15 protein-coding genes are annotated in these 16,065 nt (G+C 61.4%); 14 read left to right on the top strand and 1 reads right to left on the bottom strand.

What is annotated here, in order from left to right; translation table 11 throughout:
* The first annotated feature begins 45 nt into the window (after positions 1-45).
* The 9 genes from JHX88_RS11060 to JHX88_RS11020 all read left to right on the top strand — a co-directional run bounded on the left by JHX88_RS11060 (position 46) and on the right by JHX88_RS11020 (position 10,937).
* Positions 46-945 (top strand): sugar phosphate isomerase/epimerase family protein, encoded by a 900-nt coding sequence (locus tag JHX88_RS11060; protein ID WP_076527090.1) that lies wholly within the window; start codon positions 46-48, stop codon positions 943-945.
* A gap of 10 nt (positions 946-955) precedes the next feature.
* Positions 956-1,972, top strand: a complete 1,017-nt coding sequence (locus JHX88_RS11055; protein WP_076527091.1) for a Gfo/Idh/MocA family protein — start codon at positions 956-958, stop codon at positions 1,970-1,972.
* A gap of 3 nt (positions 1,973-1,975) precedes the next feature.
* A complete protein-coding gene (locus tag JHX88_RS11050; protein WP_076527092.1) occupies positions 1,976-2,779 on the top strand; it encodes a TIM barrel protein in 804 nt (267 codons plus the stop codon).
* Positions 2,776-4,677, top strand: a complete 1,902-nt coding sequence (locus tag JHX88_RS11045; RefSeq protein ID WP_076527093.1) for a bifunctional 5-dehydro-2-deoxygluconokinase/5-dehydro-2-deoxyphosphogluconate aldolase — start codon at positions 2,776-2,778, stop codon at positions 4,675-4,677. Before JHX88_RS11050 ends, JHX88_RS11045 begins: the two co-directional genes overlap by 4 nt.
* Before the next feature lie 88 nt (positions 4,678-4,765).
* Positions 4,766-6,604, top strand: a complete 1,839-nt coding sequence (gene iolD / locus JHX88_RS11040) for a 3D-(3,5/4)-trihydroxycyclohexane-1,2-dione acylhydrolase (decyclizing) (protein ID WP_272848267.1) — start codon at positions 4,766-4,768, stop codon at positions 6,602-6,604.
* 10 nt (positions 6,605-6,614) lie between these two features.
* Positions 6,615-7,529 carry a myo-inosose-2 dehydratase gene (iolE, locus tag JHX88_RS11035; RefSeq protein WP_272847996.1) on the top strand — a complete coding sequence of 305 codons (915 nt, stop codon included), beginning with the start codon at positions 6,615-6,617 and terminating at the stop codon, positions 7,527-7,529.
* Between the two features lie 87 nt (positions 7,530-7,616).
* Positions 7,617-8,411, top strand: coding sequence for a 5-deoxy-glucuronate isomerase (gene iolB / locus JHX88_RS11030; RefSeq protein ID WP_076524489.1), 795 nt, complete (start codon positions 7,617-7,619; stop codon positions 8,409-8,411).
* A gap of 682 nt (positions 8,412-9,093) precedes the next feature.
* On the top strand, positions 9,094-9,960 hold the full coding sequence (locus JHX88_RS11025) for a transketolase (protein WP_176011403.1): 867 nt from the start codon (positions 9,094-9,096) through the stop codon (positions 9,958-9,960).
* Positions 9,957-10,937: a transketolase family protein gene (locus JHX88_RS11020; protein WP_076523844.1), complete on the top strand. Its 981-nt coding sequence runs from the start codon at positions 9,957-9,959 to the stop codon at positions 10,935-10,937. The genes JHX88_RS11025 and JHX88_RS11020 overlap by 4 nt, the downstream gene beginning before the upstream one ends.
* 140 nt (positions 10,938-11,077) lie before the next feature.
* Here the strand turns inward: JHX88_RS11020 and JHX88_RS11015 are convergent, their stop codons facing one another.
* Positions 11,078-11,563: a zinc-binding dehydrogenase gene (locus JHX88_RS11015; protein WP_076523846.1), complete on the bottom strand. Its 486-nt coding sequence runs from the start codon at positions 11,561-11,563 to the stop codon at positions 11,078-11,080.
* A 186-nt stretch (positions 11,564-11,749) separates the two neighbouring features.
* Between JHX88_RS11015 and JHX88_RS11010 the strand changes: the two genes are divergently transcribed.
* From JHX88_RS11010 to JHX88_RS10990, 5 genes are read left to right on the top strand one after another with little or no spacing between them, the layout of a single operon-like run.
* Positions 11,750-12,583: a shikimate dehydrogenase family protein gene (locus JHX88_RS11010; RefSeq protein WP_076523847.1), complete on the top strand. Its 834-nt coding sequence runs from the start codon at positions 11,750-11,752 to the stop codon at positions 12,581-12,583.
* 12 nt (positions 12,584-12,595) lie between these two features.
* On the top strand, positions 12,596-13,666 hold the full coding sequence (locus JHX88_RS11005; protein WP_076523849.1) for a glycerol dehydrogenase: 1,071 nt from the start codon (positions 12,596-12,598) through the stop codon (positions 13,664-13,666).
* Between the two features lies 1 nt (position 13,667).
* Entirely contained in the window at positions 13,668-14,474 is an 807-nt protein-coding gene (locus JHX88_RS11000; RefSeq protein ID WP_076523850.1) for an SDR family NAD(P)-dependent oxidoreductase, read from the top strand.
* Positions 14,471-15,580 (top strand): mandelate racemase/muconate lactonizing enzyme family protein, encoded by a 1,110-nt coding sequence (locus JHX88_RS10995; RefSeq protein ID WP_076523852.1) that lies wholly within the window; start codon positions 14,471-14,473, stop codon positions 15,578-15,580. Before JHX88_RS11000 ends, JHX88_RS10995 begins: the two co-directional genes overlap by 4 nt.
* A complete protein-coding gene (locus JHX88_RS10990; protein ID WP_076523854.1) occupies positions 15,577-16,065 on the top strand; it encodes a VOC family protein in 489 nt (162 codons plus the stop codon). Before JHX88_RS10995 ends, JHX88_RS10990 begins: the two co-directional genes overlap by 4 nt.

Raw genomic sequence — 16,065 nt, 5'->3', positions numbered from 1 at the left:
GGCGATAACCCGGCGGCCCGTCCGCTACACCTTAAAGGCAAGATCATGAAAATCGCTCTCGACCCCTTTATGCACCGTCACCTGTCGCTGGACCAGTTACCCTCCAAGGTGGCAGAGCTTGGCTATGAGTGGATCGAACTCAGCCCGCGCGCCGATTTCCTCGAATGGTTCAAGGCGCCGCGCGTATTTCCCGATCGCATCAAGTCCTTCAAAAAGGCGCTGAATGACGCCAATGTCGGTATTGCCAGCCTGCTGCCGATGTATCGCTGGGCCAGCAATGACGAGGAAGAGCGCAAGGCCGCCGTCCGTCACTGGAAACGCGCCATCGAGATTGCCGTGGAACTGGGCGTCGATACGATGAACAGCGAGTTCGGCCGCGGCCCGCATCCAGACAAGGGCACCTGCTATTGCTGTCATACCGGCTCGATGATCGAGGCATGCGAGGATGCATGGTGGCGCTCGATGGAGGAACTGGTGCCGATCTTCGAGAAGGAGGGCATCAACCTGCATATCGAACCCCATCCCGAGGATTGGGTGGAAACGCTGCAGCCCTCGGTGGATCTGATCCGCACGGTGAACTCGCCGCGCGTCAAGTTCCTCTATTGCACGCCGCATACCTTCTATTTCGGAGATGACACCGTGGCGATGCTGCGCGAATGCGCCGATGTGCTGGCCCATGTCCATATCGCTGACACCTTCAATCACAAGGCCAGCTCCGGCCTGCGCTATATCATCAACCCGCCGGGCTCGTCGGCCCGTGTGCACCAGCATCTGAATATCGGGCAGGGTGAGGTGCCGTGGGACGACTTTTATCGCACGCTGGCCGAGATCGGCTTTGATGGCGTCATGACCGCCTGCGTCTTCGCGTGGGAGGAAAAGGCCGACGAGTCGGGCAAATTCATGCGCAGCGAGATGCAGCGCTATGTCGATCAATATTTCAAGTGAGGCACAGGACATGACCGTCACAATTGGCGTTATCGGAACAGGTATGATCGGCCGCGATCACACGCGGCGTATTCAGCAGGTGTTGGCCGGGGCCAAAGTGGTCGCGCTGAGCGATTATAACCCGGACTCGGCGCGGGCCGTTCAGGTCGATCTCGCGCCTGAAGCGAAACTCTATGAGAAGGGCGAGGATCTGATCGCCGCCGAGGATGTGGACGCGGTACTGGTCTGCTCGACCGGCTCGACGCATGAGGCATATGTGCTGGCGGCGATTGCAGCGGGCAAACCATGCTTCTGCGAAAAACCGCTGGCGACGACCGCGGAAGGTGCGCTTCGCATCGTCGATGCCGAAGTTGCCCATGGCAAGCGACTGGTTCAGGTTGGATTCATGCGTCGCTACGATGCTGGGTACCGGCTGCTCAAACAGGCTGTCGATCATGAGATCGGCACCCCGCTGATGGTCCATGCCGCGCATCGGAACCCCACGGTGCCGGAGCAATACGTCACCCCGATGGCGATCCATGACACGCTGATCCACGAAATCGACGTGTTCCGCTGGTTGCTAGACGATGATTACGTCTCGGCGCAGGTCGTCTTTCCGCGCAAGAGCAGCCACGCCCATGACAGGGTGGCAGACCCACAAATCGTCCTTTTGGAAACCGCCAAAGGCATCCGCATCGACGTCGAGATTTTTGTCAATTGCCGCTATGGTTACGACATCCAATGCCAGGTGGTCGGAGAGGAGGGGCTTGTCAATCTACCCGACCCGATGGCGGTTACCCTGCGCAAGGCGGCGCGTCTGCAACGCGAGATCCTCACCGATTGGAAGGACCGCTTCATCGACAGCTACGATGTCGAGTTGCAGGATTTCGTCACCGCTGCCGCGAAAGGAACCGCCGCTGGCCCAACCAGCTGGGATGGCTATGTCGCGGCAATTTCTTCGGATGCCTGCGTCGAAGCGCAGGAGAAATCCGGCCAGATCATTCCCATCTCGCTGCCGGACCGACCGGCGCTTTACGACAAGGGCTGACTCATGCGTTTCGCGATCAACCATATTTCGGCACCGAAATTGCCATTGGCCGAATTTTTTGCCATGTGCCGCGGGCTCGGCGTCACAGAGGTAGAAATCCGCAACGATATACCGGATGTCCTGGGAACGATGACACCTGCCGATGTCCGTGCCGAGGCCATTGCCCAAGGTATCACCATCCTGTCGATCAATGCGTTGTATCCGTTCAACTTGTGGGCGGAGGATCTTCCCGACCGTGCGCAGAGAATGGCCGACTATGCGGCGGAATGTGGGGCCCGGGCGCTGGTCATGTGCCCGCTGAACGATGGGACCAAGGTGCCGCATTCCGAGGTGGTGAGGGCGCTGGACGCCATGAAAGACATCCTGCATGAGCGGGGCCTGACCGGTCTGGTCGAGCCTCTGGGGTTTCCGATCAGCTCAATGCGCAACAAGGCCGAAGCCATCTCCGCCATCACCGAGGCTGGCGCAGACGGCACCTATGCGTTGATGCATGACACGTTTCACCACCACCTTGCCGGCGAGGCCGAGGTTTTCCCGAACCGTACCGGCCTCGTTCATATTTCGGGTGTGACCGATCCGGGCGTGGAGGTGGACGCTATGCTGGATGCGCATCGCGTTTTGGTGGATGCTGGCGACAGACTGGGGAATATCGCGCAGATCAGGGCGCTTCTGGCGGGCGGGTATGGCGGCCCATATTCCTTCGAACCCTTCGCGGAAGAGGTTCACAACGCTGCCGATCCCGAGACGGCGCTGCGTCAGAGCATGGATTTCATCTTGACCGCTTTGGCTGAAGAGGGGGCGGCATGAAAACGCTTGACGTGATCACGATCGGCCGAAGTTCGGTTGACCTTTATGGCCAGCAGGTTGGCGGGCGGCTGGAGGATATGGGGAGTTTCGCCAAATATATCGGCGGCTCTCCGACCAATATCGCCTGCGGGACGGCGCGGCTCGGGTTGAAATCGGCGGTGATCACCAAGGTCGGTGATGAGCATATGGGGCGGTTTATCCGCGAGCAGCTTGTCCGTGAGGGTGTCGATGATCGCGGCGTCGCGACCGATCCCGAGCGGCTGACGGCGCTGGTGCTGCTGGGCATCCGCGACGAGGACAGTTTCCCGCTGATCTTCTACCGCGAGAACTGCGCCGACATGGCACTGAGCGAGGACGATATCGACGAGGATTTCATCGCCGAGGCGCGCTCGGTTTTGGCGACGGGGACGCATCTGAGCCATAAGCGCACCGAGGGCGCAGTGCTCAAGGCGCTGGAACTGGCGCGGCAGCACGGGGCGAAGACGGCGCTGGATATCGATTACCGCCCGAATCTCTGGGGCGTGGCCGGGCATGGCGAGGGCGAAAGCCGCTTTGTCGAAAGCGCCAAGGTGACGGCCAAGCTGCAAGCGACACTGCATTATTTTGACCTGATCGTGGGCACCGAGGAAGAGTTCCACATCGCGGGCGGCACGACCGATACGGTGGCGGCCTTGCGCGCGGTGCGGGCAGTCTCGGATGCCACGTTGGTCTGCAAGCGCGGGGCGGCGGGGGCGGTGGCTTTCGAAGGCGCGATCCCCGACAGTCTCGATGACGGCGAGACCGGGCCGGGCTTCCCGATCGAGGTGTTCAACGTGCTGGGTGCGGGGGACGGGTTCTTCTCGGGCCTGCTGAAGGGCTGGCTGGATGGTGAGAACTGGCCCACGGCGCTGAAATACGCCAATGCCTGCGGCGCCTTCGCGGTCAGCCGCCATGGCTGCACGCCGGCCTATCCCTCTCTGACCGAACTGGAATTCTTCCTCAAGCGCGGGGTGATCCGCCCCGATTTGCGCAATGACGCCGAGCTGGAGCAGATCCACTGGGCCACGAACCGGCATGGCGACTGGTCCAGCATGCGAGTATTCGCCTTCGATCACCGCATTCAGCTTGAGGACATGGAGGGCTATACCCCCGAGAAGGGCGGGGCCTTCAAGGAATTGTGCCTGAAGGCGGCGCTGCGGGTCGCGGACGGGCGGCCGGGTTATGGCATTCTCTGCGACAATCGCATCGGGAAACGGGCGCTGCATGCGGCCTCTGGCACGGGGCTGTGGATAGGGCGGCCCTGCGAATGGCCGGGCTCGCGCCCGCTGGAGCTGGAGCCGGAACTGGGGCCGGATTGCGGCGGCTTGCAGGAATGGGCGCGCGAGAACGTGGTCAAGGTATTGTGCTTCTGCCATCCCGATGACGATGCGGCCACCCGCGCGGATCAGGAGGCCACGGTCAAGCGTCTGTTCACGGCGGCACGGAGGGACGGGCTGGAATTTCTGCTGGAGATCATCCCGTCGAAAGTCGGTCCGGTGGATGACCAGACCACGGCTATTCTGATCCGGCAGTTTTACGCGGCTGGCATCTATCCCGACTGGTGGAAGTTGGAACCCTTGAAGACCCGCGCAGCCTGGAGCAATGCCATCTCTGCGATCGAGGAGCATGACCGGCATACGCGCGGCATCGTGGTGCTGGGACTGGACGCGCCGGAGGCCGAATTGGCGGCCAGCTTTGAAGTCGCCGCCGGGTTCGATCTGGTGCGGGGCTTCGCCGTGGGCCGGACGATCTTCGGCGAGGTGGCGCGGGACTGGCTGGCCGGACGGATCGGCGACGAGGATGCCGTGGCGCGGATGGCTGAGCGTTACGGGCGACTTTGCGGGATCTGGGATAAGGCGCGTATTCGGGCGACAGCGTGAGGTTGGCAGAGAAAGGCGGGGGCGCTGCCCCTCTTGGCCTGCGGCCAATTCACCCCGGGATATTTGAATGAAGAAGAAGGGGCTTGAGATGGGGGAAACGGTTCGGCTGACAGCGGCTCAGGCCATGACGCGTTGGCTTTCGGTGCAGATGACCGGGGAGGGTGAGCGCTTCATCGAAGGGGTCTGGGCGATTTTCGGGCATGGCAATGTGGCCGGTATCGGCGAGGCCCTGCACGGGATCGGCGATGACCTGCCGACATGGCGCGGGCAGAATGAGCAGACAATGGCCCATGCCGCGATTGCCTATGCGAAGGGGTGTGCGCGCAGGCGGGCGATGGCGGTTACAAGCTCCATCGGGCCGGGGGCGACGAATATGGTGACTGCGGCGGCGCTGGCGCATGTGAACCGGCTGCCGGTGCTGTTCATTGCAGGAGATGTCTTTGCGAACCGCAGGCCGGATCCGGTCCTGCAGCAGGTCGAGGATTTCGAAGACGGCACTGTTTCTGCGAATGATTGTTTCCGGCCGGTGGTGCGTTATTTCGACCGCATCACCCGGCCCGAGCATCTGCTGACCGCGTTGCCGCGCGCGCTGCGCGCAATGACCGACCCGGTCAATTGCGGGCCGGTCTGCTTGTCCTTCTGCCAGGATGTGCAGACCGAGGCCTATGACTGGCCCGAAGCGTTCTTTGCGCCGCGCGTCTGGCATATCCGTCGGCCCGAGCCGGATATGCGCGAGTTGGAGGAGGTTGCGGAGATGATCCGGGCGGCGAAAGCCCCGGTGATCGTCTGCGGCGGCGGGGTGATCTATTCGCAGGCCGAACATTCGCTGGCGAAGTTCGCCACCCGATTCAACATACCCGTGATCGAGACACAGGCCGGAAAGTCCGCCTTGCCGCAGGATCATCCGATGAACTATGGCGCGGCGGGGGTTGATGGCTCGGCGGCAGCGAACCGGCTGGCTGCGAAGGCCGATCTGGTGATCGGGATAGGGACCCGGCTGCAGGATTTCACCACTGGCTCCCGGACGTTGTTCGGTGGGGCTAAGCTGGCAAGCATCAATGTGCAGCCCTATGACGCGTCCAAGCATGGCGGAGTGTCGCTGGTGGCTGACGCGATGGCCGCTTTGAGGGCACTGGTCAACGCGCTTGGCGACTACCGCGCCGATACTGCCGATCCGAGGGCGCGCGCAGACTGGCTGGCGGCGGTGGACGCACATTGCGCCGCGCCTGCCGGGGGGAACGAGTTGCCGACGGATGCGCAGGTGATCGGGGCAGTGCAGCGCGCCTCGACCACGGACAGTATCGCCATGTGTGCCGCCGGAACGATGCCGGGCGCCTTGAAGCTGCTCTGGCAGGCCGCACAGGGCGGCTATCACATGGAATATGGCTATAGCTGCATGGGCTACGAGATCGCGGGCGCGATGGGGCTGAAGCTGGCGCAGCCGGACCGCGAGGTTCTGTGCTTCGTGGGCGATGGCAGTTACATGATGGCGAATTCCGAACTGGCGACGGCGGTGATGCGGCGCATCCCCTTTACCGTGATCCTGACCGACAATCGCGGTTATGGCTGTATCAACCGGCTGCAACAGGGCTGCGGCGGGGAAGAGTTCAACAATCTCTACAAGCACTGCAATGTCGAGGCGCAGCCGCAGATCGACTTTGTTGCACATGCCGCCAGCATGGGCGCTCATGCGGTGAAGGCAACGGGCATCCCCGATCTGGAGGCGCAGATCGCGGCGGCGCGAACCCGCGACATCCCGACCGTGATCGTGATCGACACCACCGCTGCGCCGGGGCCGGGCGACGGTCTGGAAGCGGCGGGCCATTGGTGGGATGTCGCCGTGCCGGAGGTGGCCGGCAGCGAGAAGCTGAAACGGGCCTATGCCGAATATCTGGGCCATGCCGCACGGCAGAGCCTTGCGAATTGAGGGAAACGCGATGATTTTCTATGGCACCAATCCGATTGCCTGGTCGAATGACGACGACCACTCGATCGGCGATCATCTGAGCCTGGATGACTGCCTGTCCGATTGCCGCGAGATCGGTTTCGACGGAATCGAGAAGGGCCACAAGATGCCCTCGGAGGGTGCGGCGTTGAAATTGGCCCTGGGCGCTTACGGACTGCGCTTTATCGGCGGCTGGCATTCGACCAATATTCTTGCCGATGGTTCGACGCTGGAATCCGAGAAGGCCGCGATGGATGCGCATATCGCCATGTCGAAAGCGGCGGGCACGGATGTTCTGATCGTCTGCGAATGCTCGAACACCGTGCATGGCCGCCCGGATGTGCCAGTGAATGACCGCCCCGTCCTGTCGGATGGTGAATGGGAACGCTTCATGGCCGGGATCAATGCGCTGGCCGATCACGCGAGCGCGCAGGGGATGCGTTTCTGCTATCATCACCACATGGGGACCTGTGTGGAAAGCTCTGCTGATATCGACCGTTTCATGGCGGCGGCAGGGCCCGAGGTGAAGCTGTTGCTGGATACCGGGCATTGCCTGTTCGGCGGCGCGGATCCGGCGGAGGTGGCGCGGAAGCATATGGACCGGGTGGGGCATATCCATTGCAAGAATATCCGCCGACCCGTCATGGAGCAGGTGCGCGCCGAGGGGCTGAGCTTTATCGAGGGAGTGAAGCGGGGCGCCTTCACTGTGCCGGGCGATCCCGAGGGTTGTGTCGCCTTCGAGCCGGCGCTGAAGATTGCCGCCGAGCATGGTTATCAGGGCTGGCTGGTGATCGAGGCCGAGCAGGACAGCGCCATCCGCGAGCCCCTGCATTACCAGCGCATGGGGTATGATGCACTGCGCCGGATGGCCGTCACTGCGGGACTCGACCGGAATGCCGCTGCGTGACCGTGGGCGAGGGGGCGCTCGCGCCCCCTCTTGGCCTGCGGCCAATTCACCCCCGAGGATATTTGGATGAAGAAGAAAGGGACGAGGATGAGCCAGCTACTGCGCAGACCGTTCGGCAGCCACGGCAAGACCCACCAGATCACGCCAGCGGATGCGGGCTGGCGATACGTGGGATTTTCCCTTTACCGGTTGCGGCCCGGAGAGAGCGCCGAGGAGGCGACCGGCAGCAACGAGGTCATCCTGGTCATGGTCGAGGGCAAGGCCGCGTTTCATGCCGCGGGCCGGGATTGGGGTGTGCTGGGCGAGCGGATGGATGTGTTCGAGAAGACCCCGCCGCATTGCCTTTATGTGCCCAATGGTGCGGAGTGGCGCGCCGTGGCCGAGAGTGATTGCACCATCGCGGTCTGCACGGCCCCCGGACGGGGGGGGCATGAAGCGCGCCGGATCGGACCGGATGGCATTTCCCTGACCGAGCGGGGAAAGGGCGGTAATACCCGCTATATCAACAATATCGCGATGGAGGCCGAGGATTACTGCGACAGCCTGCTGGTGACCGAAGTGTTCACGCCAGCCGGGCATTGGTCCAGCTATCCCAGCCATCGCCATGACGAGGACGATTTTCCGCGCATCACCTATCTGGAAGAGACCTATTACCATCGCCTGAATCCGGTGGATGGCTGGGCCGTGCAGCGGGTCTATACCGATGACGGCAGTCTTGACGAGGTGATGGCGGTGCGGAACCATGACGTGGTGCTGGTGCCGCGTGGCCATCATCCCTGTGGGGCTCCCTATGGCTTCGAACTCTATTACCTCAATGTCATGGCAGGACCGCGCAGGAATTGGCGTTTCGTGCCGGCGCCGGAAGTGGAACAACTCATGTGAGGGCGCGCGGATTACATGCCCACAAGCTTGATCTCGGTATCCATGCGGAGAGAGCCTCGGGCCCGGGCATTTGCCGTGTTGGGGATTTGCAGGAAGTTCGGCGTTATCCTTGTCAGTTTACCTTGGCGTGGCAGGGTTTCTGATCGGAATCTTGCCATTCCCCAATGCTTGAGACGGAGGCTAAGTCAGACGCTTCCGGCAAGCACCGCGCCGGCAACTGGACAGGCGGAATCTATGGCCAACTGCCAACACCCGATGCAACGATGCCCATTGGTCGCATGTGTTGGTTCATTTTTAGCTGCAGTCAGGCGGCCAGTTCTTCATCCGCTGGCACACAGAACTGTCCTTTACCCCCGATTGTGCTTTCAGACGCGTCACACGATCGGCCAGATACGATGTCATGGCGGGGACGCTACCAGCGTCCGAATTCTGTCGTGAAGGGCCCCGCCAAGCGGAGCGAAGTCGCCGCGCATCATAGCAAACGCAGGTTCTGGAGGAGAGTGGTCAAGGTCGTCACGCTACGGATCCTCAGAAGTGGGTTCTGGGAAAACTGTTTGGCTACCAGCTATGCAATTATCATATATCATGCATGATGCTTGACGAAAGGATATTGGAAGGCTAAAGATCGCTTGGAATAGCTGCGACGGCCCGCAGCCCTAACCCTGATCATGGGAGGATAAGCGTGACGGTGAACACCGATATTTCAGCGGAGCAGATTGATAGGCTTGAAGATCGAGCTCGCTTCGTCCGGCTGGAGACGATCAGACTGATCGAGATCGCCAAGGTCGGGCATTATTCGTCGGTCTTTTCCTGTGCCGAGATTTTCGCCTCTCTTTATTATGATGTCATGAAGATCAGCGATGATCCGAATTGGCCGCTACGGGATCGTTTCCTTATGGGTAAGGGGCACGCAGCTGTAGGGCTTTTCCCGATTCTCGCCGACAAGGGTTATTTTCCCGAGGAATGGCTGGACAGCTACACCCGTCTTGGCAGCCCTTTGGGGGATCATCCTGACATGCGCAAAGTCCCCGGCGTTGATTTCAGCTCGGGTTCCATTGGACACGCGCTGTCGAACGGCGTTGGCATGGCGCTTGGCGGGCGGATGCGCGATCTTGATTTCACCGTCTTCGTCATGCTCGGAGACGGTGAAATGCAGGAGGGGCAGGTCTGGGAAGCCGCGATCTCGGCCGCAAGCCACAAGCTGTCCAATGTAGTCGCCATCATCGACCGGAACGGCTACCAACTGGACGGCAAAGTGGATGATGTCATGGCCATCGAACCATTGGCCGAGAAATGGCGCGCTTTCGGTTGGGAGGTGCACGAGGTCGACGGTCATGACGTTGTCGCCCTGACCTCGATGCTGCGCAGGGTCAAGGCCGATAAGAACCGTGACAAACCATGCTGCGTGATAGCAAAAACCGTGAAAGGCCGTGGCGTCGACTACATGGAGACTGAGCCGGGCTGGCATCTTGGCTATCTCTCGCCCGAAGACAGCGAGAAAGCTCGCCAAACCATCTTGAACACCCGCATCAGCGGAGGCACGCAATGAACGCCAAACCCGATCTGACCCCTGAAAGCTGGCAGTATCGCGACCTGAACTCCCGCGCTCCCAGCCTTTCTGTTCTCGCAGACACGCTTATTGAACTGGCTGCCGAGGGTCATCCCGTCGCTGCTGGAACAGCCGATCTGCAGCACTCCAACGGCTTGGTCAAATTCGCCGAAGCCCATCCCGATCGTTTCGTGCAGTTCGGGATCTCGGAACAAAATATGGTTTCGGCCGCAGCGGGCATGGCCACGACGGGGATGATCCCCTATGTCGCGACCTTTGCTTCCTTTCTTGGGCTCTTAACCTGTGAACAGATCCGCATGGATGTAGCTTATTGTGCTCAGCCGGTGCGGATGATTGGCCATCACACCGGCATCTCGATGGGTTTTTACGGCACTTCTCATCACGCGACCGAGGATATCTCGACCATGCGTGCTATTGCCGATCTTGCTGTGATCTCACCCGCAGATGGCGCCCAATTCCGTCAATTGTTGCGACATTCGGCAACTTATCCGTTGCCTATCTATTTTCGCATCGGGCGCGGGCACGATCCCGTCGTTTATGATCGCAACGACTCTTTCCAAATCGGCAAGGCCAAAGTTCATGGCATCGGCAAGGATATCACCATCATCGCCTGTGGCATGGCAGTGCATGGAGCGAAACAGGCGGTTGAGGCGCTGAACGAGGCCGGTCATTCGGTGGGGTTGGTCGATATGCACACGATCAAGCCACTGGACGAGGCGGCCGTGCTGGAGGCTGCGCAAACATCTCGGATCGTGCTGACGGTCGAGGAGCATAATATCCTTGGTGGGCTAGGCTCGGCCGTCGCCGAGATCATGGCGGAGAGCCCTGGAAGGGCCCGGCTCAAGCGGCATGGGATCATGGATGAATATGCACTCATCTCGCCACCGATGAGGCTGTACCAGCATTACAAGCTGGACGGGCCCGGCATCCGTGATGTGGCACAGGCGCTGCTCTGATCCAGTGCCTCGGATGGCATCGGTCGGTCCGGATCCAATTTAATCGCCGATCGGCCGAAGGCGACGGTCCCGAGCCACGGGACCGTCGTCGCTCTTCATGAAATGGCTGTGGGGTTCAGCACACCTGCGATTGGCGGTCCTCAGTTCAGGTCAAATAGCACCTTCATCGCTCGTCCGTGATCTTGCGCCATGGCAAAGGCCGCTTCGGCCTCGGCCAGCGGAAAGCGTCTGGAGATCAACGGGCGGACATCGATGTGCCGCTCGGCGATCAGCCGAACAGCCTGTGGGAACTCCACGTCGAAGCGGAAAGTGCCGCGAAAGTTCAATTCCTTCGTCACCACATGGGTCAAAGGTGCGGTGGTCTCGGTGCCGAGCATGCCGACCTGAACGATGGTGCCACATGGGCCGGTGGCGGCGATGGCGTCGGCAATGGCTGCGGGTTGGGCAGAACATTCCAGCGTCAAGTCCATCTCGCCGCCCCCATTGGTCAGCTCGCCCAACGCGGCCGACTGGCTGCTGTCATAGGCGCCATTTGCGCCCAAACTTTCAGCCAGTTCCAGTGGTGCCCGGGCAACATCGGTGACGATGATCTCTGCCACGCCAGCGTGTCTGGCCGATGCGCTCACGAAGCTCGCCGGGGCCCGGATCAGGCAAGGCGCGATTTTCGATACGCAAACTGCGTGGCTGATCCAAAGCTAGCACCATTGTCAGTGTGCTTTTTCCTCTTTGGGCGCATGATTGCGAAATCACGCCGCTTGACGACAATCAAATATCATGCATGATGTTTTATGACAAGGTAATGGGAGAGAAGTATGCAAATCGATGGAGTCACGGCCGTGCTGGTGCATTTGGCCTATCCAGCGGCGCATCTTCAGACCCCGCAGCGCTTCAATCCCCGCTGTGTCGAACGCGGTGTGAATGCGGTGCTTGTGCCCTGGCAGGTGCGGTCCGAAGATCTATCTGCCACCATGGAAGCATTACGCAAGGCGGAGAGCCTGGCCGGCGCTATAGTGACCATTCCGCACAAGGAAAACGCAGCACGACTCTGCGATCGGCTGGATGGAGTCGCAGAAACCCTGGAAGTCGCCAACGTGATACGGCGTGAACCCGACGGTACGCTGACTGGTCGCATCCTGGACGGGGACGGTTTTGTCGGTGGGTTGCGTGCACATAATGTCGCGATCGGTGGACGCTCGGCATTGATTGTCGGTGCCGGAGGCGTGGCGCTGGCCATTGCCGCAGCGCTGATCGAGGCCGGCATCGCGCGATTACGCGTTGCCAACCGCACACAGCCACGAGCCGAGTCTATGCTTGCACGCCTGCGGAGGCTGGCCGACAACCGGAGCACTTCAATCGTGTTGGAGATCGGAGCGGCCGATCCCGCAGGCTTCGATATTGCCATCAATGCGACCTCGCTTGGCATGCATGAGGGCGACGCGCTCCCCATGCTGGCGGAATCCATCGCGCCCGGCATGACGGTCGCGGAAGTAATCATGATGCCGAAGATCACAGCGCTGCTGCGCGAGGCAGAAATCCGCGGGGCCGAGACTGTTTCGGGCGATGCAATGATCGCCGGACAGATCGACCCATTCATTGATTTCGTGCTCGGTCCTGCTGCTAACGGAGCGGCCGGCGACACAGCTTAACAGGAGGACAAGATGATTGTATTCGGAGCGCCCCGCCGTTATGTGCAAGGGCCTGGTGTGCTGGGCGACATTGGAAAAGAACTCGGAGCCATCGGCAAATCGGCGGTTTTCATCGCTGACGAACGGGTGATGAAAATGTGTGGCGAAACGGTTCGCCAAAGCGCCGAGGCCGAGGGGGTCGCTCTGACCCTGATGCCCTTTGGTGGTGAAGTCACCTATGACGAAATCGCCCGCATCGTTGCCCGGATCGGCGATGCACCGACTGACATCGTCATCAGCGCTGGCGGCGGCAAGACCATCGATACCGGCAAAATCGTGGCGCGCGACATCGGCGCACATTTCGTGTCGGTCCCGACCGTGGCCTCCAACGACTCGCCGACCAGCCATATCGCGGTGATCTATGACGATCAGCACAAGCTGGTCGGGGTCGAGGAAAACCGGGGCAATCCTGAACTGGTGCTGGTCGACACCGACATTATCATCAAGGCCCCCATCGAACTGCTTTCTGCCGGTGTGGGCGATGCATTGGTCAAGGTCTTCGAAGTCGAGCAATGCATCGGCGCGGGCGGCAAGAACGTCTTTGGCGCTGGCTCGCCGCTGACCGCGCTGGCGCTGGCGCGCGCCTGCTACACGACTGTGCGTGAAAACCTGGTCGGCGCCTATGCGGCTCATGCCAAAGGTAAACCCAATGCCGCCTTCGAAGCGTTGGTCGAGGCTGCGGTCCTGATGAGTGGCCTGGCATTCGAAAGCGGTGGCCTGTCGGTCAGCCATGGCATGACGCGCGGATTGTCCGCTGTACCCGGAGTGGCGACCGCACTGCATGGCCACCAAGTGGCCTATGGGCTGCTTGTCCAGCTGGAACTGGAAAACCGCGATCCGCAATTTATGGCCGATATGCGCGAATTCTATCGCGCGGCGAAATTACCACTGAAACTTTCCGAACTTGGTGCGGATCAGGCTTCGAACTCGACAGTGCAGACCATCGCGGAACTCTCTGCGGCGGCCGCGCATATGAAGAAATTCGCGCGCGAGATCACGGCGAACGACATCGCCGAAGCTATCGGCCGGATCGAGGCTGCGTGACATGACCCCTGATCTGAACCAGTTCTCGCTCGAGGGCCGCGTCGCCCTGATCACCGGCGCGGGTCGCGGCATCGGCTTTGCCTTCGCGCAGGCGCTAGCGCGCGCCGGTGCGCAAGTCATCATAAACGACCTGCGCAGCGAAACGGCCGAAGAGGCCTGCCACGCCATTCAGACGGCGGGTGGCCGGGCAGTTCCTGCTGTCTTCGATGTCACCGATTTCGACGGGCTTGACGCGCAAGTAGATCGTCTTGTCGCCGCCTCGGGCCGGCTCGACATCTTGATGAACAATGCCGGTATCCTGATCCGTGCGCCGATCGAAGATCACGGGATGGAGGAATTTTCCCGTGTCATCGATATCAACTTGAATGCCGTTTATGCGATGGCGCGGACCTGTGCACGGCCGATGAAGGCGCAGGGCAGGGGACGGATCATCAATACCGGCTCGGTTATGTCGATTTCCTCGCGGCCGGGCGTCATCTCGTATGTGGCGGCCAAGCATGGGGTTCTGGGCCTGACCCGGGGACTGGCCGCAGAACTTGGGTCGCATAATATCACTGTCAACTCGATCGGCCCCGGCTATATCCTGAGCGAGATGAACCGCCATGTGCTTGGCACGCCCTTCGAGCAGGTGGTGATCGACCGCACCCCCATGTCGCGCTGGGCCAAACCGGAAGAGCTGACGGGGACTGCGATCTTTCTCGCCTCGGATGCGGCCAGCTTCGTGACGGGTCAGTTGCTGATGGTCGACGGCGGCATGACCAGCAATTCGCTGTTGGTGGAAAGTCAGAACCTTGGGGCGTCGAGTTGACCAAAACACCGGAAACGATCACCCGGATAGAGGTGCTGCGGCTGGTCATCCCGCTGGAGCATCCCGTCCGGCTGGGCCCGATGCCGATCCGCGAGCGGGCCTATGTGGCATTGCGGCTGGAACTGGACGGCGGGGCGGTGGGCTATGCTTATGGTTATGACCGCGGCATGCCGCTGTTCGAGATCGCGGTCGAGGCCGCTCGGCGGTATCTTGGGCATCCGCTGGCCCACAAGGCGCGCCTGCGGCACGAGTCCCTTGGACCCACGCCCGCGCCACGCGCGACCATGGTTCGGGGTGTGTCGCTTTGCGATATTGCCCTGTGGGACGCCGAGGCGCAGGTCCGGGGGCTGCCGCTGCACGCCATGCTGGGGACCCTGCGCGACCGCATAGAGCTGATGCCCGTCATCGGATACGGCATGAGTCCGCAGGTCGCGGCGGAACAGGGCGCGGCCCTGGCGCAGCGCGGCTTTCGTACCATTAAGCTGATGATCGACGGCAGCGATTTCGCCTTTGACCGCGACGTGGTCCGCGCCCTGAAGTCGGCCTTGCCCGAAGGGGTGCGCTTTGGTCTCGATGCACACTGGTCTTGGCGGCGGGCGCAGGACGCATTGCCCTGGTGCCGATTGGCCGAAGAAACCGGCGCACTGTTTCTTGAGGATCCCGTGGCACCAACGGATTGGCGCATCGCGGCAGAACTGCGCCGGCACACCGAGGTGCCGGTTTGCCTGGGCGAGGACGCTATCGATCTTGCGGCGCTGCGCGACATGGCCGAGGGGGCGGATATCCTGCGTCTGGACGCTGCGGCTTCGGGCGGAATCGGCTATGTGCTGGATGGGCTGGCCTTGGCGCGTGTGTATGGCAAGGCGGTCATTCCCCATGTCTTTGCCTCGCTTCATCAGCATCTTGGCTTTGCCGATCAGGCGGTTTCGCGTATCGAGGCAATCTTGCCTGAACTGGGGGCCGATCCCATCGAAAGTTTCCTGACACAGCCGATCCGCATCGAGGCGGGCATGCTGGTCGCGCCCGAGACACCGGGCACGGGCTTGGCGCTCGACTGGGAGGCCATGCAATCGTTCATTTCTCGAAGGGAGGTTCTAATTCTATGACAGATGCAGCGAAAACGGATTGCGCAGCGGAGCTGCCAGCGCTGCCCGACATCAGTTTCGACCATACCGGTTTCATCACTCCGGATATGGAAACGTCGGTGCGGTTCTGGCAGGATGTGTTGGGTTTCGAGGCTCAGCCTATTGGTGTGCGCCATCAGGAATGGCTTGGCGGTTTCATGGGAGTCGAGGGCGCGCAGGCCCGGTTGGTGCATCTGTTCGGCCATGGCACACATCTCGAGTTCATCGAGCTCAAGGCGCCAAAGGATAGCCCATCCGGCACTCGCGCATCGCAGGGGAATGTGGCACATGTCTGCCTGATGACCTCCGACGTAGACGCGCTGCGGGCGCGCATTCTTGCCGGAGGTGGGCGCGAACAGGGCCGGATGGTTGCGATCACTGAAGGCATCGCCAAAGGCCGCCGAGGATTGTATATGATGGATCCGCACGGTGTATTGATCGAGATTGTCGAGAAACCGCGCGGATAA

Origin of the sequence: Paracoccus saliphilus (assembly GCF_028553805.1) — a bacterium.
GTDB lineage: Bacteria > Pseudomonadota > Alphaproteobacteria > Rhodobacterales > Rhodobacteraceae > Paracoccus > Paracoccus saliphilus.
This window is presented reverse-complemented; position numbering and strand designations above follow the sequence as displayed.

Coding starts and splice junctions, on each gene's coding strand:
- JHX88_RS11060 (WP_076527090.1), top strand. CDS start 46: ATGAAAATCGCTCTCGACCCCTTTATGCACCGTCACCTGTCGCTGGAC.
- JHX88_RS11055 (WP_076527091.1), top strand. CDS start 956: ATGACCGTCACAATTGGCGTTATCGGAACAGGTATGATCGGCCGCGAT.
- JHX88_RS11050 (WP_076527092.1), top strand. CDS start 1,976: ATGCGTTTCGCGATCAACCATATTTCGGCACCGAAATTGCCATTGGCC.
- JHX88_RS11045 (WP_076527093.1), top strand. CDS start 2,776: ATGAAAACGCTTGACGTGATCACGATCGGCCGAAGTTCGGTTGACCTT.
- iolD (WP_272848267.1), top strand. CDS start 4,766: ATGGGGGAAACGGTTCGGCTGACAGCGGCTCAGGCCATGACGCGTTGG.
- iolE (WP_272847996.1), top strand. CDS start 6,615: ATGATTTTCTATGGCACCAATCCGATTGCCTGGTCGAATGACGACGAC.
- iolB (WP_076524489.1), top strand. CDS start 7,617: ATGAGCCAGCTACTGCGCAGACCGTTCGGCAGCCACGGCAAGACCCAC.
- JHX88_RS11020 (WP_076523844.1), top strand. CDS start 9,957: ATGAACGCCAAACCCGATCTGACCCCTGAAAGCTGGCAGTATCGCGAC.
- JHX88_RS11010 (WP_076523847.1), top strand. CDS start 11,750: ATGCAAATCGATGGAGTCACGGCCGTGCTGGTGCATTTGGCCTATCCA.
- JHX88_RS11005 (WP_076523849.1), top strand. CDS start 12,596: ATGATTGTATTCGGAGCGCCCCGCCGTTATGTGCAAGGGCCTGGTGTG.
- JHX88_RS11000 (WP_076523850.1), top strand. CDS start 13,668: ATGACCCCTGATCTGAACCAGTTCTCGCTCGAGGGCCGCGTCGCCCTG.
- JHX88_RS10990 (WP_076523854.1), top strand. CDS start 15,577: ATGACAGATGCAGCGAAAACGGATTGCGCAGCGGAGCTGCCAGCGCTG.